General features: G+C 67.0%; 15 protein-coding genes and 4 pseudogenes. 10 read left to right on the forward strand and 9 right to left on the reverse strand.

The genetic code is table 11. The features are described 5' to 3' along the window. From ACFVH0_RS00140 to ACFVH0_RS00150, 3 genes are read right to left on the reverse strand one after another with little or no spacing between them, the layout of a single operon-like run. Positions 1-867, reverse strand: a complete 867-nt coding sequence (locus ACFVH0_RS00140; protein WP_385817162.1) for a carbohydrate ABC transporter permease — start codon at positions 865-867, stop codon at positions 1-3. Next, positions 864-1,790 (reverse strand): carbohydrate ABC transporter permease, encoded by a 927-nt coding sequence (locus ACFVH0_RS00145; RefSeq protein ID WP_385817163.1) that lies wholly within the window; start codon positions 1,788-1,790, stop codon positions 864-866. Before ACFVH0_RS00145 ends, ACFVH0_RS00140 begins: the two co-directional genes overlap by 4 nt. Continuing rightward, a complete protein-coding gene (locus ACFVH0_RS00150) occupies positions 1,787-3,136 on the reverse strand; it encodes an ABC transporter substrate-binding protein (RefSeq protein WP_385817164.1) in 1,350 nt (449 codons plus the stop codon). The genes ACFVH0_RS00145 and ACFVH0_RS00150 overlap by 4 nt, the downstream gene beginning before the upstream one ends. 208 nt (positions 3,137-3,344) lie before the next feature. Between ACFVH0_RS00150 and ACFVH0_RS00155 the strand changes: the two genes are divergently transcribed. The 3 genes and pseudogenes from ACFVH0_RS00155 to ACFVH0_RS00165 form a co-directional block, all read left to right on the forward strand. Next, positions 3,345-5,300, forward strand: a complete 1,956-nt coding sequence (locus ACFVH0_RS00155) for a hypothetical protein (protein WP_385817165.1) — start codon at positions 3,345-3,347, stop codon at positions 5,298-5,300. 116 nt (positions 5,301-5,416) lie between these two features. Further along, positions 5,417-5,608 carry a hypothetical protein gene (locus ACFVH0_RS00160; protein WP_385817166.1) on the forward strand — a complete coding sequence of 64 codons (192 nt, stop codon included), beginning with the start codon at positions 5,417-5,419 and terminating at the stop codon, positions 5,606-5,608. A 409-nt stretch (positions 5,609-6,017) separates the two neighbouring features. Next, positions 6,018-6,503 (forward strand): annotated as a pseudogene (locus ACFVH0_RS00165) (transposase); the annotation flags it as partial. Here ACFVH0_RS00165 and ACFVH0_RS00170 read toward each other — a convergent pair. Together ACFVH0_RS00170 and ACFVH0_RS00175 are read right to left on the reverse strand one after the other, a co-directional pair. Continuing rightward, complete coding sequence (locus ACFVH0_RS00170) at positions 6,469-6,960, reverse strand: transposase (RefSeq protein WP_385817167.1); 492 nt, start codon at positions 6,958-6,960, stop codon at positions 6,469-6,471. The pseudogene ACFVH0_RS00165 and the gene ACFVH0_RS00170 overlap by 35 nt on opposite strands. Before the next feature lie 170 nt (positions 6,961-7,130). Beyond that, positions 7,131-7,634, reverse strand: coding sequence for an N-acetyltransferase (locus tag ACFVH0_RS00175; protein WP_385817168.1), 504 nt, complete (start codon positions 7,632-7,634; stop codon positions 7,131-7,133). A 297-nt stretch (positions 7,635-7,931) separates the two neighbouring features. Here ACFVH0_RS00175 and ACFVH0_RS00180 point away from each other — a divergent pair. Further along, positions 7,932-9,360, forward strand: a pseudogene (locus ACFVH0_RS00180) (NF041680 family putative transposase); the annotation flags it as partial. A gap of 14 nt (positions 9,361-9,374) precedes the next feature. Here ACFVH0_RS00180 and ACFVH0_RS00185 read toward each other — a convergent pair. Further along, on the reverse strand, positions 9,375-9,650 hold the full coding sequence (locus tag ACFVH0_RS00185; RefSeq protein ID WP_385817169.1) for a hypothetical protein: 276 nt from the start codon (positions 9,648-9,650) through the stop codon (positions 9,375-9,377). A gap of 69 nt (positions 9,651-9,719) precedes the next feature. Between ACFVH0_RS00185 and ACFVH0_RS00190 the strand changes: the two genes are divergently transcribed. Next, the gene (locus ACFVH0_RS00190; protein WP_385817170.1) at positions 9,720-10,235 is read left to right on the forward strand and encodes a hypothetical protein; all 516 of its coding nucleotides are present in this window, start codon (positions 9,720-9,722) and stop codon (positions 10,233-10,235) included. A gap of 236 nt (positions 10,236-10,471) precedes the next feature. Then, positions 10,472-11,263 (forward strand): DUF2785 domain-containing protein, encoded by a 792-nt coding sequence (locus ACFVH0_RS00195; RefSeq protein WP_385817171.1) that lies wholly within the window; start codon positions 10,472-10,474, stop codon positions 11,261-11,263. A gap of 496 nt (positions 11,264-11,759) precedes the next feature. Here the strand turns inward: ACFVH0_RS00195 and ACFVH0_RS00200 are convergent, their stop codons facing one another. Further along, a complete protein-coding gene (locus ACFVH0_RS00200) occupies positions 11,760-12,188 on the reverse strand; it encodes a hypothetical protein (protein ID WP_385817172.1) in 429 nt (142 codons plus the stop codon). 79 nt (positions 12,189-12,267) lie between these two features. Between ACFVH0_RS00200 and ACFVH0_RS00205 the strand changes: the two are divergent. Together ACFVH0_RS00205 and ACFVH0_RS00210 are read left to right on the forward strand one after the other, a co-directional pair. Next, a pseudogene (locus ACFVH0_RS00205) lies at positions 12,268-12,465 on the forward strand (IS5/IS1182 family transposase); the annotation flags it as partial. 207 nt (positions 12,466-12,672) lie between these two features. After that, complete coding sequence (locus tag ACFVH0_RS00210) at positions 12,673-14,940, forward strand: PQQ-binding-like beta-propeller repeat protein (protein WP_385817173.1); 2,268 nt, start codon at positions 12,673-12,675, stop codon at positions 14,938-14,940. A gap of 221 nt (positions 14,941-15,161) precedes the next feature. On the opposite strand, the gene ACFVH0_RS00215 is transcribed toward ACFVH0_RS00210, so the two are convergent. Continuing rightward, positions 15,162-15,839 (reverse strand): transposase, encoded by a 678-nt coding sequence (locus ACFVH0_RS00215; protein ID WP_385817174.1) that lies wholly within the window; start codon positions 15,837-15,839, stop codon positions 15,162-15,164. A 70-nt stretch (positions 15,840-15,909) separates the two neighbouring features. On the opposite strand from ACFVH0_RS00215, the gene ACFVH0_RS00220 reads away from it, so the two are divergent. Then, a complete protein-coding gene (locus ACFVH0_RS00220; protein ID WP_266726485.1) occupies positions 15,910-16,299 on the forward strand; it encodes a hypothetical protein in 390 nt (129 codons plus the stop codon). A 116-nt stretch (positions 16,300-16,415) separates the two neighbouring features. On the opposite strand, the pseudogene ACFVH0_RS00225 reads toward ACFVH0_RS00220, so the two are convergent. Further along, positions 16,416-16,841 (reverse strand): annotated as a pseudogene (locus ACFVH0_RS00225) (transposase family protein); the annotation flags it as partial. 71 nt (positions 16,842-16,912) lie between these two features. On the opposite strand from ACFVH0_RS00225, the gene ACFVH0_RS00230 reads away from it, so the two are divergent. Continuing rightward, positions 16,913-17,296, forward strand: coding sequence for a hypothetical protein (locus tag ACFVH0_RS00230; RefSeq protein WP_385817175.1), 384 nt, complete (start codon positions 16,913-16,915; stop codon positions 17,294-17,296). The last annotated feature ends 116 nt before the right edge of the window (positions 17,297-17,412 follow it).

The raw sequence follows: 17,412 nt of genomic DNA on the forward strand, positions 1-17,412 counted from the left end.
TCACTCCTTGACAGCGCCGGCGAGCAGGCCGGAGACGAAGTGGCGTTGAAGGGCCAGAAAGACGATGATCATAGGAATGGCGGCGACGGCCGTTCCGGTGAGGATGGCCCCGTAGTCGGTGTCGTCGACGCCCTGCAGTGAGGCGAGTGCGACGGGAATGGTGAGAGAGGCATTGTCGCGCAGGACGATCAGGGGCCAGATGAAGTCGTTCCACTGGTAGAGGAACAGGAAGATGCCCAGCGCTGCCAGGGCGGGCCTCATCGGCGGCAGGACGACCCGCAGGAAGAGACGCAGTTCGCCGCAGCCGTCCATGCGGCCGGAGTCGAGCAGTTCGTCGGGCAGCGCAGCCATCGACTGGCGCATGAGGAAGATGCCGAACGGCAGCGCCAGATTGGGCATGATCACTGCCTGATACGTGTTGAGCCAGTGCAGTTCGGCCATCATCTTGAACAGTGGCACCAGTGTGACCTGGGTCGGGATGACCAGCCCCAGCATCAGCATGCCGAAGAGTGCGTCACGGCCCTTGAAGCGGTACTTGGTGAAGGCGTAGCCGGCCAGGGTGCAGACGGCTCCGGCGCAGACTGTGTAGATGACCGCGATGAGCAGTGAGTTGAGTACGACCTGCCCGAAGGATGCGGTCTCTTGCAGGCTGGAGAGGTTCTTGCCGAGGTCTCCGCCGGGAAGCAGTGGCGGTGTGGAGTCGAAGATCTCGTCAGTGCTGTGGGTGCTGGCGATGACGAGCCAGTAGAAGGGAAGGAGCACGCCGGCGAGCACGATGGCCAGCCCCGAGGTCAGCATGATGCCGCGGCCTGGGCGGTGCAGGCCGGTGCGTGGTGCGCGGGCGGTGCCACGTGCGGGGGTCGTCATGATTTGTCTCCCAGGACCCGGAACTGGATCAGGCCGAGGACTCCGATCAGCACCGCAAGGACGTAGGCGATGGCCGACGCGTAGCCGAAGTCGAAGTACGTGAAGGCGTTCTGGTACAGGTACACGCCGATGGTGAGTGTGGCGTTGTCGGGGCCGCCGCGGGTGAGGATGTACGGCTCGTCGAAGATCTGCAGGGTGCCGATGGTGGAGAGCACCGTGGCGAGGAGGATCGCCGGGCGCAGTCCCGGAAGGGTCACGTGACGGAACGACTGCCAGGCTCCGGCCCCGTCGACCGAGGCGGCGTCGTACAGCTCCTTGGGAATGGTCTGCAGGCGGGCCAGCAGAATCACCGCGTTGTAGCCGGTGTAGTGCCAGGTCAGTGCCAGACCGAGGGAGATCTTTGCCCACAGCGGATCAGTCAGCCACGGCACTTCGCCGATTCCGACGAGTGAGAGCAGCCAGTTGACCAGCCCGTACTTCTCGTTGAGCAGGACTGAGAAGATGACACCGTACGCCACGAGGCCGGTGACCATCGGCATGAAGAATCCGAGCCGGAACACCGAGCGTGCCCGCAGGAATGCCGAGTTGAACGCGACGGCCAGGCCAGTGGCAAGCGCCAGCATGATTGGCACCTGGACCACCAGGATGACCGCCGTGTTCCTCAGTGCCGTCCAGAACAGCGGGTCGTCCAGCAGCCGCTTGTAGTTGTCCGCTCCGACGAAGGTGTCGACGCCGTCGACCGTCTTGTGGAGGCTGAGAATGAACGACCAGCCGATCGGGTAGAGCTTGAAGGCGGCGAACAGCAGCACGGCGGGCAGGACGAAGGCGTACGGCGCGAAACGGCGGGCGCTCAAGCGCGGGGGTCGGGAGTCGCGCATACCCTCCGTTCGCACCGTACGGGTCGGGGAAGTGACAACGCTCATCGGGCGACCTTGCGTCCGGTCTGGGCAGCGAGCTGGTCCGCCGCCGCATGCAGCACCTTGGCCGGGTCGGCGCCCTTGAGCAGTACCTTCGTCTGGGCGTCGGTGACCACCTTGAGCGCTCGGGCATAGTCGGAGGTGTAGTTGAACGCCGGCGAGGGCGCCTTGAGGGCACCGAAGAAAATCTCACCCTTCTTCTGGCCGCCGAAGAACTTCGACGGTTCGTGGAAGACCGGATCGTCGTACGCCTTCAACAGGGCCGGGGCGATCCCCTTGCCCTGGTAGATCTTTACCTGCGACTCGGGCCGCGTCAGCGCGAACTCCACGAAGTTCCAGGCCGCGGCCTGGTGCTTGCTGGTACCGGCAACGGCCAGGTGCGTGGAATTCACGGTGGCGGCGGTGGCCCCGCCGCGGCGTACGGACGGGGGCAGACGCACACCCCACTTGCCCGCCTCGTCGGGGACCGTCTCCTCGATGATGCCGCCGAACCAGGTCGGCCACGGCAGGACCGCCGCCGTTCCCTTCTTGATCGAGCTGATCAGCGCGTTCCAGCCGCCGGAGATGTCGCTGACAAGTCCGGCGTCGTTCATCTTCTTGATGAGCGACATGGCACGCACGGCCTCGGCGGAATCGAGGGTGATGTCGCCGTCGGTGTTGAAATAGAAGCCGCCCTGGAGCTGGAGCAGCAGCTGGAAGAAGTTCGCCGAGTCCTGCTGCGAGGCGGGCTTGTCGATCCCCAGAAGGTACTTGCCCGTCTTCTTCTTGATCTTCTTGCCGGCCTCGATCGCGTCGTCCCAGGTGTCGAGCGCTCCGACATCGACACCGGCTTCCTCGAAGACATCGGCACGGTAGTAGAACCCGGCCGAGTTCGCCTCCCACGGAAGAGCGTTCACCTGTTCGCCCTTGGGCGAGACCGTCTCCCACAGGCCCTTCGCGAAGGAGTCCCGGTACTTGTGGGCTCCCAGCTTGCCGAGATCGGCAAGCTGGCCCGGGAAGCGGTCCACGTATCCGGGCAGGTAGTCGACGCCTATGTGCAGTACGTCCGCGAGGCCCGCCCCTCCGGCTGCCATGCCCGTGGTGATCTTGTCCCAGATCGCCGGGTTCCCGATGTCCTGCACGGTCACCTTGATGTCCGGGTACTTCTTGTTGAAGGCCGGAACCAGCGCCCGCAGCTCCGCCGCCGGGCCCTGCCAGCTCCACACCGTGATGGAGCCCTTGGTGGCGTCACCTACATCGCCGCCCTGAGCGCCTGTGCTGCCGGTGCCGGAGCAGGCGGTCAGGCCGCCGAGGCCCGCTCCTGCGGCAAGCGCGCCGCCCACTCCAAGAACTCTGCGACGACTCATGTCCATGAGATGACCACCTCTACATGCGGCTCGGGCATCGACCGAACTCCGGGTCGACTGCAGGGAAGTTAGCAACCAGTCAGACTTACTTGCAATGGTTGATCGAAAACTTTCTGATCGATCCCGCATCTCAAGCTTGCAGGACTATTGCAACCCGTCGAGCATCGCTGCTAGCTTTCGGCCACTCACTCGAGCCCCCGCACTGGAGTACGCCATGAGGCATCGCCGTCCTGCCCGCCTGGCAGTCGTAGCCACACTCGCCACACTCGCCCCGCTCACACCACTGACCCTGGACAGTCCGGCCATCGCAGCCACCGCAGCGCTGACCTTCAGCAATCCCGGCTTCGAGGACGGCACCACAGGCTGGACGTTCACTTCCGGCACGGGAGTCGCCACCAACGCACCGCACGGTGGCGCAAAGCTCGCGTACCTGGATGCCGGGAGCGGCAACAAGGTGGCGCAGACCGTCACGGCGTCCGGTGATGGTACGTACGACTTCTCCGCCTGGATCGCCACCGGCGGCCCGGGCGGCAGGTTCGTCGCCCGGGTCAACGGCGCGCAGGCCGGTGCGGTGGATCTGCCCGGCCGGTCCGGCTACGCCCGGTACACGATCAGCCGGGTGTCCCTGAAGAACGGCGACCAGCTGGAGCTCGCCTTCGAGTCCGGCAGCAGCTGGGTCAACGCCGACGACATCATGGTCTCCCCCGCGGCGCCGGCCGACCCGGAGATCTCGTCCTCCGACCCGAAGATCGTCGAGATGTTCAACTGGTCGAAGCGCAAGGCCAACAGCTGGGTCCAGATGCCCGGCACGACCGGTCCGCTGAACGTCGACGAGGGCAACCGGTCCGGAACCGGCACCGGGACGTACGGTCCGTCCTACTGGGCCGGGTACGCGCATCGCAGCGCCTACTACTCACGCGACATGGCCCACCAGCTCGCCGGTGCCTCCGTCCTCGGACTGAACGACGCGAACAAAGCCATGCTGCGCACCTTCGCCGGCTCCGCGACGCCCGAGCACAAGTATTACCCCGTATGGGCCGTCAACTTCGACAACAAGACATATCTCTCGATCGACTACCAGAGTCCGACCTCCTTCGTGCGAGAGGTCCCGGCCACGTTCGAACTGGTGGAGAAAGCCGAGCACGCCTACCGCTGGAGCGGCGACAGCGCCTACGTCAACGACGGCACGCTCTGGGGCTTCTACAAGCACGCGACCAAGGACTTCGTCGAACTCCACGACGCCAACAAGCCGAACGGTGTCGCCGAAGGCACCGGCAAGGGCATCTTCGCGGGCGCCGCCAGCTACAACGAGGTCGGAGAGGAACACCTGGCCGAGTCCGGGGATTCCATCGGATCCCAGTACCAGGCGTACCGGGCGATGTCCGGCCTGGCCGCCGCCAAGGGCGACAAATCCCTGTCCAAGAAGTTCCAGCAGAAGGCCGACAGCCTCAAGGCCTACTTCAACGACGCCTGGAGCGGCTCCGGCTCAGGGCGCGACATGGTACGCGGCTACACCACCGACGGCAAGGCACTCACCGGCTGGGGCAAGGAGAACAGCTGGTTCATGCCCATGAAGCAGATCATCAATCCGGGGGCGCGCGCCGACGCCTACCTCGACTATGTCGACGAGCAGGCCAGCGGCAGCGGCAAGCCGTCCAACATCGAGGCGATCAGCTACCTGCCGGACACCTTCTTCGGCTACGAGCACAACGACACGGCCTGGAAGTGGATGCAGTACGTCTACGACAAGCGGAACGACCAGCACCCGGTGTCCAAGCAAGGCCCCAACGGCGACTACCCAGAAGTCTCCTACACCCTGCTGAGCCAGACCGTCGAGGGCCTCATGGGCGTGCAGCCCAACGCCCCGGGGCGCGCCCTGAGCACCCAGTCCCGCATGCCCGCCGGAATGGGCTGGCTGCAGATCAAGGACATCAAGATCGGCGGCAACACCTTCACCCTGCGTCATGACGGTGCCACCAAGTCGACCCTGACCAACACCACTGGTTCGGCCCGCTACAAGTGGGAGGCCCGCTTCCCCGGCAGCCACTCGACGATCGAGGTCAACGGCGTCCCCCAAAGAGCCAAGACGAAGACCGTCAACGGAAAGACCTACACCTACGCCAAGGTGTCCGTCGCACACGGGCAGAAGGTCACTGTGCAAGTCTCGTAGCGAAAAGTGTCATGAATCAGCACTGCAGCGGCGCTTGAGGTGACGAGGTCGCAGTCCATGGGCTGCGACCTCGTCACCCGGACGATCCAGAGCACCAACGAGCGCGCGGGTGTCTGGTGCCGGCCGATCGCGCCGAGCGGCTTCGTAGGAAGTTCGCCGAGTTCGATGTCGAGGTGGCCCGGCTGGAGGCCGCGGGGGTGGTGTTCGGCCCGTACGCCGAGGCGATGGACGGCGGCAGGCAGGACGATCCGGTGGTGGAGTCCGATCCGGCGGGATGCTGCTCGTGCCGCACCGCGTCGAGGGGCTGAGCCAAGAGTTGCTGCCCGCCGACTATCAGCGGATTGTGCAGGTGTTCGCGGGTGCGTCCGACGGGCCGGTCAAGACCAGGGAGGTGCGCGAGGCGGTGGGGCTGGGCTCGCTGCCCTGCGTGCCACCCTCATGTACGGCGCCGGCGACGTCCGGATCGAGAACGCCCCGGGCCCCGTCCTCAAGCAGCCCACCGACGCACTGGTCCGCATCACCGGGATCCTGCATCTGCGGCAGCGACTGCACCCCCTACGCCTCGATGAAGGCCGAGGACGGCCCGGCCCGGCCCGGCCCGGATGGGATGGGGCACCGAGTTCATCGCCATCGTCGAAGCCACCGGCGGCTCTGAGGTGACCACCGTCAAGAAGGGCGGCCTGGTCGTCGCCCCCTTCTCGATCTCGGACAACACCTCTTGACGAGGTCTTCATCACGATCAACGACGGACAGAAGTACCTCTGGCGCGCGGTCGACCAGAACGGCAACGTGCTGGACGTCCTCGTCCGGAACCGGCGCAACAAGGCCGCGGCCAGGCGCTTCTTCCGTGGGCTCCTCAAAGGAATCGGGGCCGTGCCGAGGGTGGTCGTCACGGACAGGCTCCGTTCCTACGGAGCGGCCCGCCGCGAGGTGATGCCCTCGGTCGAGCACCACTCCCACCAAGGCCCGAACAACCGGGCCGAGAGCAGTCATCAGCCGACGAGGCAGCGCGAACGCGCGATGGAGGGCTTCCGCAGTACCGGCGGGGCCCAGCGGTGCCTGTCCGCGTTCAGCGGCATCTCACCGCACTTCCGACCACGCCGCCACCTGATGACCGCCACCGAATACCGCACCGAGATGACCACCCGCTTCGCCATCTGGGACGGGATCACCGGCACCACCGACCAGCCCATCGCAGCGTAAGCCAGGCCCCCACCCGACCCCTACGCACCCTGACGCGCCCCCAATCGATCAACACCGCACCAATGTGACAACGCCCTCCTGTGCGCCGGCCCAGGCCAAGGTCGGTTGCGGTGCCGACGGGATTCGAACCCGCGGACAGACAGGGGCAGGCCCGCCCCGTCTCCGTCAGTCGACGTGAGGGGACCTCTCCCACGTCGATCGCAATGGGCCACACTGCCACGGCACACAGACGGCGCAGCCGCATCAGCAGGCCCGACGCGACGTCCCGGTCGCCGATGTTCGCAGCCGTGACCGCGACGGCCAGGAGTGGGCCGAGGGTGTCGGTCGCGATGTGCCGCTTGCGGCCCGGCACCTTCTTCCCGCCGTCGTAGCCGCATGAGGCGGCCGGCACCGTCACGGCGGCCCGCACCGACTGCGCGTCGATGGGACGACACGGCGGGCGAGTTGAGGTCAACATGCCCGGGCACGTACAGCAAAGACAACAGAGCCTCCGGGAACCACTCGGAATGGGATCGCACCCCCGAGCTACCTGGAGGCCCTGCTCTCACTCGCGGAAACCGCCGCAGTCACCCGATCAAGACTCCCGTTCGATCGACAGCCTTCGAGATCGGTACGGGCAACAACCACTTACGAGTCGGGATGCTCCGGCAGGGCGAGCCAGTCCGACCAGGAGATCTCGCGGCCGAGGAAGCGCGGCTGCTCGAACGGCCAGTCGGCCGCGACCCACTGCGGCACCAGCGCGTCGAGGGCCTGCTCGACCTTGCTGCCCACCAGCTCGTCCACCACCCACCAGGAGATCTCGCCGTCCGCGCCGGCCCTCTCCGGTGGGTCGATGTAGACACAGCCGAGCAGACCTGTCTCCGCCGCGTCGAACAGCGCGTAGTTGAAGGACTGGTGTGCGGCGATCTCCTTCTCGTGCCGCAACAGGTCGGCCTGGTCGGCCTCGTAGGTCATGGTGGCCGCGGGCCAGCCCCAGGCCGGGCCGAAGATGGTCCACAGCCGCTCGCGCGAACCCATCACAGCCGGATAGTCGAGCGGGGTGTCCGCCTCCCGGATCGGCCGCAGGTGATGGCCACCGCCCGGCAGCGGTACCAGGACGGGGTGGACGAAGTCATCGGGAAGCCAGCTCATGGCGCCCGACCGTAGCAGCGCGCGGCCGTCCGCTCCCCCGAATTTTCCCCGTATACCGCCAGGCCCTGCTCTCATACCGTGCAGGGCCCGCGATCACCCGATCGAAACTCCCGTTCGATCGACAGACTCCATGATCGGTATGGCAACGGCTTCTCAGCTTGTTCTTTATGGTCTGACCTCGAACGATGCCCCGAACGCGGTCGCTCGTACGGGGATTCCGGGGACGTGAACACGGCCTCCGCCTGATCCTGTGCCCCGGCCAAAGAGGCACTTGACCAGTACGAAGGTCGTGGGGGAATGAGTGTGCTGCATCACGATGTCCGGCGCGAAGCGTTCGCGGTGGCCTCACACTTCCGAGCCGACTTCTTCGACTGTCTGACCGTGCGCGGGGACACGCTGTTCGAGCTGACCGACGCGGTGCTGTGCGCGGACGGCCCGGTGACCACGCCGGTGGATCTGAAGCTGACGGACGAACACCGGCGTGGGCACGGTGCGATGTACGACGCGCTGAACCACGGGCACGTGGATGTGCCACAGCTGCGGCAGGTGCTGGCTGGGCTGCCACAGCCTGAGGCTGCCGACGGGCGTCTGGTCCTGGCGGTGGACGTCACCCACTGGCTCCGGCCGGACGCGCCGGATCGTTTGTTCTGTCACGTCTACGGCCGCAGCGGACGCTCCTCGGACCAGTTCGTGCCCGGCTGGCCGTACTCGTTCGTTGCCGCGCTGGAGTCAGGCCGGACCTCGTGGTGTCAGATCCTGGACGCACTGCGGCTGAGGCCAGCCGACAATGTCGCCGAGGTCACCGCTGCCCAGGTCCGCCGTGTGGTCGAGGACCTCATCGACATGGGCCGCTGGCAGGCGGGTGACCGAGACATTCTGATCGTCTTCGACGCCGGCTATGACGCCCCGCGCATGGCCTATCTGCTGGAAGGACTACCGGTGGAGGTCCTGGGGCGGATGTGCACGGACCGTGGGATGCACAAGCCGGTCCCGGTGCCGTGGATCTCACCGCCGCAGGGCGGACGCCCGCCCAAGCACGGCCAGGAGTTCCGCTTCGCCAAGGCCGACACCTGGGGCGAGCCCGTCGCCGCGACCGTGCAGGTCAACGACCGCTACGGCACCGTTCGCGCGACGGCCTGGGACCGTATCCATCCTCGGCTGACCACCCGCTCCCCGTGGATCGACCATACCGGCGAACTACCCGTCATCGAGGGCACGTTGATCCGCCTGGAAGTCGACCGCCTACCCGGCGGCCACGATCCGCTCCCCGTCTGGCTGTGGACGTCGGCCACCGGCCTGCCGGGCGAGTGAGTCGACCTGCGCCGGCAGGCATTCCTACGCAGATTCGACCTGGAACACACCTTCCGGATGATCAAGCAGACGCTGGGCTGGACCCGCCCGAAGCTCCGCACCCCCGAGGCAGCGGACCGGTGGACATGGCTCATCGTCGCGGCACACACAACTACGCCTCGCCCGGCCGCTGGCCGCGGACCTCCGCCGTCCCTGGGAGAAACCGGCCGGACCCGGCCTGCTCACCCCCGCCCGGGTCCGCCGGGGGGTCAGAAACCTGCGCCCGAACCTGTCCTGCCCGGCACGTGAACCCAAACCCAGCCTGCCGGGCCCCGGCAGGCCACTCGGCTCGAAGAACCGGCACCCTGCCACCCGCTACGACGTGGGCAAGACCACCAGATGCCCCGAAAGCATCACCGAACGCGATCAGCTCAGAGGCGGATCACGACTTCAGAATGGAACGGCCAGCCCGGACTCGCGCAATCGAAGCAGTGCCCTGCCCATGCACTCGGCGACCGAGGCCCCGTCGGCCCTCATCCCACCGTCAAGCGGTCCACCAGAAGCGGCAAATGTCCACGCCGGCTGACCATCGCGCATGCGCTCCGCGTCGACCCGAATCATGGCACCGACCCCCTGCGCACCAAGCCACTCCAGGATGGACAGCGTCACGTCCTCGACGCCGCTGTCCAGGTCCACCTTGGGCCGCCGCCCCATCCCCTTGGCCATGGCCACAACCCTACTCAGCATCTGATCGGATAGAGATCGCCCCAGGGAGGGAACTGGGTCAGCTGTCCGATGAGGACCATCGGCTCCACCGGCGTCTACGCCCCGGGCGGCATGGGCTCGATGCTCTTCGCCGTGCTGGCCGTCGCCGCCCAGCTCGACCGCAATTACATCCGGGAGAAGACCCTGGAGGGCCAGCAGACCGCCGCCCGCAAGCGCAACCACGGCGGCCGACCGAAGGTCATCGACGACGACATGCCGACCTTCGCCGTCACGCTCAAGGACAAGGGCGTCCCGGTGCCCGAGATCGCCAAGAAGCTCGTCATCAAGACCGGCAGGGACGCCGGCGAGCATCCGTCGGTGGCCTCGGTCTACCGGGCGCTCGCCGGCGCCGAGGAGGCCGCCGCGCTCGCCGCGGTGGACGACGGCGAGTCGCTGCGGCCCAAGCCCGCGCGAATCCTCCCGCCCTGCGTCCCGCTCGCCCCCGAGGAGATCGACCTGCGCGAGCGCCTGGTCGCCCAGCGCGCCCAGTTGACCGCCGCCGACTCCCAGCAAGCGACGGAAGCCAAGACCATTCCTCAGCGCTAACGGCTGTACCGCTAATGCAAGCAGCGCGTGACCAGTGGTCCGGCTTCGGCCGGTCACGGGCTCGCGGCGATCCCGCGCTGGACCGGGCCGCCGCGCATCACCCTGTGCGGCTTCAGCGGGCAGGGTGATAACGACGTCAGAACTGCCGAGTCTGGTCGGGAAGTTGACGGATTGAGATAAAATCCTGGACATAATTCGCAGGCGCAGGGCAACGGTGTGGACCTATTCTGCCCGCCATGACCGACTGGAAGAGCGTCGAGGCCGCCGACTGTGCCGTGCCCGCTGACCGGCCCATGGACGACCTCGTCCGCGAGCTGTCCCGTGCCCTGGCAGATCCCGATCCACTGGTCCGGGACGGCGCGCCCTACGCCGTCCTCGCGACCTGGATCGCTCGCGGGGCGATCGGGACGTCCCGGCGGCTGGAGCTGGGGGACGAGATGGCGACCCGGTTCACAGACCCGCGGGTCGAGGCCCGCACCTTCGCGCCTCTCGTGCTCGACATGCTGGTGGCCGCAGGGGACTTCAAGGCCGGCTGGGTGGAGGCGTTCGAGCACTGGTACCCGGCGGAGCAGGATCTGCGTGGCCACGACGAGACGCTCGGCTGGCTTCACGCGGTGGCGCATGGCGCGGACCTGCTTGCCAGCTTCGGTCGCCACCCCGAGGTGGCGCCGGTGCGGATGCTGAACCTCGCTGCCGCGCGGCTGATGGCGCCCACCGACCATGTCTACGACCAGATGGAGGACGACCGCCTCGCCCGGGCGATCGCCCGGGTCCTCACCCATACCGACCTGAGTGAGCGCGATGCCGTCGGCTGGCTGGATCCGATCGCCGACCGCTTCGGGGCCGACCGCATCAGCACTCCGGTGCCCGCTCACATCAGCAACTGCCTGCGTACCCTGCGCCTGCTTTACATCCTCGCCGACCGGGGTGTACGCCCCACCAGCGAACTGCCCGCGGAACCCCTCCACCACCGCGACGCGGTCAAGTCCGGCATCGCCACAGTCCTCGACCGGATCGTCAGACGCTGATCGACGGCACCCGGTTCGGCCGGGCACCCCGCCGGCTCTTCCCCAGCCGGGCCGCCCCGACCACCTATCCGCGGTCATGTGCGGGATCGGCGTCGCGGTCGAAGCCGTCCGCGGTGCGGCCAGCCGACAGCAGTTCCTTGAACTGCCCGCCCCGTCATCGCGGACGCTCTCGGCTACCACGACACGACCACCAGCCGCCTCCTCGAGGAGACCGGCGGGACGCGGAGCCGTACGCGGCTGGCGATCACACAAGGTCACCAGCCGGTTGGACTCCTCGGAGAATTGGCGACAGCTGAATACGAGGGCCCACCAGTATCAAGACCGTTGTCGACGGGCGCGAAGGCGGCTCCTGGACGTACGTAATGGCCCCGAGGCGGTTGAGGTCACTTTCCAGTCGCCCGCCTACAGCGCTCTGCGCATGCTCGTTGTGGGTTCTCTCCGCAGAGAGACACCTCAAGCGGCTAAGCCGTCAAGCCGTTTCGGTTTTCCCCTCTCTCTAATGCCCATCGGCAACAACAGGTGCGGAGTCATCAGGAAAGAAGACCTCGGAGATCCGTACGAGGTCAGCGTCGCTCAACTCAGGCGGTGTCCAGCCGCGGCGGCGTACGTGGTCGACGAACCGGGCGTCCACGGGTACGTGGTAATACTCGACGTAGTGCGCCAGGTCCGTGTACCAGAACCACTCACCGTCAGTGAGGAGGTACAGGCCGCCGATCAGCTCCTTTCTGGGGCTGAGGACGTCGTGGACCCGCGAAGTGGTCGCGGCCAGCACCGATCCCGCACGCAAGTAGCGGACGAGATCCGCTTCATGATCTTCGCCCTCGCTCCGCACGGACCCTCGTAGAGATGGCCCATTGGTGCGACCGTGCTCAAGCTCCTGGAACTCCCCGATGAATCGGACTGCCTGTACGTCTTCGCCGCTCACAGCTGCACCCTATGCGTCGATCACCCACTTGAGGCAGACCCCGGCAGCGGCGTGGGCCGAACGCCTCGGCCAGCAATGACACCGAAAGAACCGAGGCTCCCGAGGCGGCCGGCCCACCGGCTTCGACAGCGAGCGCTACAAGAAACACAACACCGTCGAACGCACCATCAACCGTCTCAAAGACTTCCGCGCCGTCGCCACCTGCTACGAGAAACGCGCCTACATCTGCCTCGGCACCGTCACAGTCGCAGCCCTCGTCATCTGGCTCAGAACATGATCCGAGCAGTGCCTAGTGGCCCCGGGATGCGTTCGGCCCGGTAGGCCGGGGTGGGCCTCGCGAAGTAGGTAAACGGAGGACGGATACCGCCTGGGCAGTTGCGCCCCAGTGGCCTCGTTGATGCTCCCCTCTCCCGTCCCCACCCGTTCTGGCATGATGCGCGCTGTCAGTGCCTGGGAGGGCTGCGCCGTTCGCAGAGGAGGGGCCGTGTTCGACGGACTGGAGCCGGAGGACCCGCGGCAGGTGGGGCGGTATCGGATCGTGGCGCGGATCGGCGCGGGCGGCATGGGGCAGGTGTACCTGGGACGTTCGCCCGGTGGTCGACCGGTCGCGCTGAAGGTGGTACGTCCGGAGCTGGCCCGGGACATGGACTTCCGGCGCCGCTTCGTTCGTGAAGTGACGGCGGCCCGCAGGGTGAACGGGGCCTTCACCGCCGGGGTTGTCGACGCCGACCCCGACGGTTCCCCGGCCTGGCTGGCGACCGTCTACGTATCCGGTGTGTCGCTGGGCGAGGCGGTTGCCCAGCACGGGCCGTGGCAGGCCGAGCACGTGCTGGCACTCGGCGCCGGACTGGCGGAGGCCCTGGAGGCGATCCACGCCGCCGGCGTCGTGCACCGCGATCTGAAACCCTCCAATGTCCTGCTGGCCCCCGACGGCCCCCGAGTGATCGACTTCGGCATTTCGACAGCGAGCGAGGCCAGCGCGCTGACCCACACCGGCATGACGATCGGCACGCCCGGCTTCATGTCCCCGGAACAACTCACCGGCCGGCCCATCGGGCCCCCCAGCGACGTCTTCGCGCTCGGCGCGGTACTCGCCTACACCGCTGTCGGCATCGGCCCGTTCGGCACCGGCACCCCTCACGCCCTGCACTTTCGCGCCGTATACGAGGAGCCCGACCTCGACGCTCTTCCCCTGGAACTGCGCCGGACCGTGGCAGCCTGCTTGGCCAAAGAGCCCGACCAACGGCCGACCGTAGCCGACCTGCTGCACCGCATGACCACCCCGGGCAAGCGCGATACGGCCGAAGCAACGCCCCTGCTCACGGAGCCCGACTGGATGCCCGACGAGGTCGACCGGCTGGTCCGGGCGAAGGCCGCCACCCCGCTGCCCCGCACCCCCGCCTCGACGCCCGCACTTGCCACAGCACCGACCCCCACCGCGCCGGACATGCCCGCCGCACTGCACGGAGCCACGCCCGAACCGCGGCAGACGCCTGCCGCGCCCGATACCCCTCCAGCCACCGCCCCGGCCCTGCACGACCAGCCCACCCAGACCGCCGACCACGCCGCGCAGAGCCCCGCCGACATGCCGCCTCCCCTCTCCCGGCGCAGCGCCCTGTTCGCCCTGACGGGTACGGCAGCCGCCGTAGGACTCGCCGTCGCGGTCTGGAAGACCGCCGACGGGGGTTCCGGCTCCGCCGGCTCGCCCTCCGCCCTTCAGTCATCCGCACGGAAGCCGGCCCGTACCACCACTCCGCCGGCCCCCCGAAAGCCCGGCCAGCAACTCTGGTCCTTTCATACCGACGGCGAGGTGAAGTCGACGCCAACCATCGCGAACGGCGTGGTCTACTTCGGCAGCAACGACAACAATGTGTATGCGCTGGACGCTGCCACGGGCAAGAAGCACTGGTCCCTCGACACCGGCAGTGTGGTCTACTCGTCGTCTGTTGTCGTGGGCGATCTCCTCTATGTGGGCACCCACCTCAACGGCCTGTACGCGGTGCACGCCGCAACCGGCAAAAGACGCTGGGTCTTCGGCGACGGATCGATATTCTGGTCGCCGGTCGTGGTCGACAACGTCGTCTACGTCGGAAGCAGCGACGGGCACCTTTACGCGGTGGACGCGGTAACAGGCAAGAAGAAATGGGACTTTCGCTGTCGCAAGAATGGCGATGTGACAGAGGCGCCGGTCGTAGTGAGCGGTGTCGTGTACTTCGCCAGCGACGACGATCATCTCTACGCGCTGGACGCCAAGACGGGAAAACGACGTTGGGCCTTCCCCATCCTCGACGGCGTGAACTCCGCCCCGGTCGTGGCCAACGGCCTGGTTTACATCTCCAGTAGTCGCTTGTACGCGGTGAATGCCGCGACAGGGAAGCAGCAGTGGTCCCGCGCCGGTGCCAAATACAAGAACGTAGGTACCGGCAACCGCGCTCTCTTGTCGCCGACTGTGGCCGATGGCGTGGTGTACGTCGGCGACGACATCGAGTACCTGTTCGCTCTGGACGCCGCGACAGGCAAGAAGCGGTGGGCTTTCGAAACCGAAAGCAGTGTCTTCTCCGCCGCGGCTGTAGCGGACGGGGTGGTCTACGTGTGCAGTGAGGACAGTCATCTGTACGCGGTGGACGTGCGAACAGGGAAGAAGCGCTGGGCCTTTCGCACGGGCGCTGGTCTGGAGTCCTCCCCGACGGTGGCGGGCGATGTAGTCTACGTCGGCAGTAAGGACCACGCTCTGTACGCCATCCAGACGTGACGCCAGCCCCTGCCAGCGTGACTCCTTCGGTGGCACCGTCGTTGTGCCAGATCGCGGCGGTCAGTGCGAGGATGCGTTGCATGACGCGGGCTATGACACCTCCGGGTGTGCGCCCTCGGTGCCGTTCGAGGTCAAGCTGTCCCTTGAAGGTCTCGTTGATCGATTCGATGACCTGTCGCAGCGGCTCGAACAGATCTGCGCCAGGCCGTTCCCGTGCACCTTTACGTGCAGGCCGTAGCAACTGGATTCCATGCTCGGACAGTTCGCGTTCGAAACCACGGCCGAAGTGGTTCTTGTCGCCGATGAGAGTCTGTCGGGGCGCTCTCGCAGAAGCTCGCATTCGGCCGCCAGAAGGTCAAGGAGGTCTCGCGTTCGTCGGCCTTGGCCCCGGTCAGGGCGAAGGCGACGGGCAGGCCCTGAAGGGTGCAGACCAGGTGCAGGCGCAGGCCCCGGAGGAAGCGGCTGTGGCTGGCGCAGTAGCCGTATTCGGCCCAGCCTGCCGGGTCGGAGCGTTTGACGGTCTCGCGGGAGCGGCCGCATTCCACGGGGGTGGAGTCCACGACCCATACGTCGTCGCTCCACACCGAGGTGGTGGCCAGGATCCGGTTGACGCTTCGCATCAGACCGGCGGCCTTGCGCAGCCGCTTGTTGTAGCCGGGCTGCTGGGGCAGGTAGGGGAAAAGGTGGCGCAGGTGGGCACCGGCATGGCGGAGCCATTTGGTCTCGGAGGTGTAGCCGATTATGGCCTGCGTCATGGCGAGGGTGACCAGTTCGGCATCGCTCAGGCGGGGCGTAATGCCGACCGGCGGGCGCCACGGCGCCAGGTCGGGATGCTCCTTCAGCATGTCGTCGGTCGTCGCATAGAGTGCTGTCGCGAGGGTGTCCACGTCGTTCGTCACAGAACGATCTTGGACACCCTCGCTCTCGTCTCCGCAGGCACCCCTTGGACCACACCACCAGGAGGAACCAGTGTCATACCCGCAACTGCTCAGCCCCGAGGAGAAGCTCGCCGACGCGAAGAAGCTGTTGAGCCTCCCGCGTATCGTCGTGATCTGCGGCTCCACCCGCTTCATGACCGAGATGAACGAGGCCGATCTGCGGGAGACCAAAGCCGGAAAGATTGTCGTCAAACCGGGCTGTGACATGAAGTCGCCGCACGAACTCTGGTCCGATCCTGTCGAGGCCGAGGCGCTGAAGGTTCGACTCGACGATCTGCACCGGGCGAAGATCCGGCTCGCTGATGAGGTGCTCGTGGTCGGCGACTACATCGGAGACAGCACCCGAGCCGAAATCGCCTACGCCCGTTCGCTGGGCAAGCCCGTGCGGTTCACTCACCCCGAAGTCGACCCTGACGCCTGACCGCCCGCTATCACCTCGACAACCAGGGCCGGCAGCCCGCCGCCTGACCGTCTCGCGGTGGCTGCGGCCGCCGCCCACCCCACACCCTCCACAGGCATCCCTTGGAATTGATCATCTAGGCGGGTGTCGGCGTCGATGACGACCTGGTGGTTGGTGGAGTACCGATAGTTCTTCGACTGCGCGGCGATGGTGTGGTCCGGAGTGGGGACCAGAGTGCCGTCCACGATGAGCACGGTGTCCTTGGCGAACCGCTTGCGCGGCTGGAGCGCGAGCATCGGCCCCAGGCGGTCGATGACGCGGTCAGCCGCCGACTTCGACGCCCCGGACAGCGGCGCGAGCCGGCGCATCGTGAGGTTCGTGCGCCAGTACGGCGCGACCAGCAGTGCCCGGTCCTCCAGTGGAAGACTCCAGGGCCGGCCCTTGCGGACCACGTCCACGCCCTCGCGCCGCAGTACCGTCACCAGCTTCTTGAAGGCACGGGGGCTCAGCCCGGTGAACGGGGCTGTCCAGGACGGCTCGGACGCCGTGATTACACCAGCCACAACAAGATCATCCCCGTTGCCGAGGCTGCCCTATGTCCTCGATCCTGTGTGCTCGGCGAGCAGGAGGGCACATGGGACTGGTTCTTTTCCCGGGCGACGGAGACAACAGCAGTCCGGATGTCTCCTGGTCCTACAGCGGCTTTGCCGCGTTCCGGCGGCGTCTGGCCGAGACCGAGGGGATCATCCTCTCCGAGATGTGGGGCTTCGGCGGCGAGCGCCCGTGGAGCGAGACGTCCACCGCTCTGGAGTCACTCCTCGATCATCCGGATGCCTGCGGTGACGACCTCTCGCCTTCCAAGTGCGCGTCGATTCTGGTCCGGCTGGAGGCGATCACCAACCAGTGGGCACGGGAGGGCGGCGACCAGCTCCTCCAGCAGCACATTGAGGACGCCCGCCAGCTGGCGAGTGTCCTGCGGCTCTGCATCGACAAGGACGTCCCGCTGGTCTTCCTCTGAAGCCCACCACCACGGAACCCACTTACGGGGCAGCCCTTGGAGGTCGTTTCTCCCGATTCTTTTCGCCTCAGGAGTCTCGCTGGCTTCTCTGGTCTCTGAAGTGTGGCGACCGCCCC

This window comes from Streptomyces sp. NPDC127117 (assembly GCF_042677325.1).
Classification (GTDB): Bacteria; Actinomycetota; Actinomycetes; order Streptomycetales; family Streptomycetaceae; genus Streptomyces.

Excerpts from the sequence above, each read along its gene's own strand:
- ACFVH0_RS00195 (WP_385817171.1), top strand. The coding sequence starts at position 10,472 with ATGACCGACTGGAAGAGCGTCGAGGCCGCCGACTGTGCCGTGCCCGCT.
- ACFVH0_RS00140 (WP_385817162.1), bottom strand. The coding sequence starts at position 867 with ATGACGACCCCCGCACGTGGCACCGCCCGCGCACCACGCACCGGCCTG.
- ACFVH0_RS00185 (WP_385817169.1), bottom strand. The coding sequence starts at position 9,650 with ATGGCCAAGGGGATGGGGCGGCGGCCCAAGGTGGACCTGGACAGCGGC.
- ACFVH0_RS00175 (WP_385817168.1), bottom strand. The coding sequence starts at position 7,634 with ATGAGCTGGCTTCCCGATGACTTCGTCCACCCCGTCCTGGTACCGCTG.
- ACFVH0_RS00145 (WP_385817163.1), bottom strand. The coding sequence starts at position 1,790 with ATGAGCGTTGTCACTTCCCCGACCCGTACGGTGCGAACGGAGGGTATG.
- ACFVH0_RS00170 (WP_385817167.1), bottom strand. The coding sequence starts at position 6,960 with ATGTTGACCTCAACTCGCCCGCCGTGTCGTCCCATCGACGCGCAGTCG.
- ACFVH0_RS00190 (WP_385817170.1), top strand. The coding sequence starts at position 9,720 with ATGAGGACCATCGGCTCCACCGGCGTCTACGCCCCGGGCGGCATGGGC.
- ACFVH0_RS00155 (WP_385817165.1), top strand. The coding sequence starts at position 3,345 with ATGAGGCATCGCCGTCCTGCCCGCCTGGCAGTCGTAGCCACACTCGCC.
- ACFVH0_RS00150 (WP_385817164.1), bottom strand. The coding sequence starts at position 3,136 with ATGGACATGAGTCGTCGCAGAGTTCTTGGAGTGGGCGGCGCGCTTGCC.
- ACFVH0_RS00230 (WP_385817175.1), top strand. The coding sequence starts at position 16,913 with ATGGGACTGGTTCTTTTCCCGGGCGACGGAGACAACAGCAGTCCGGAT.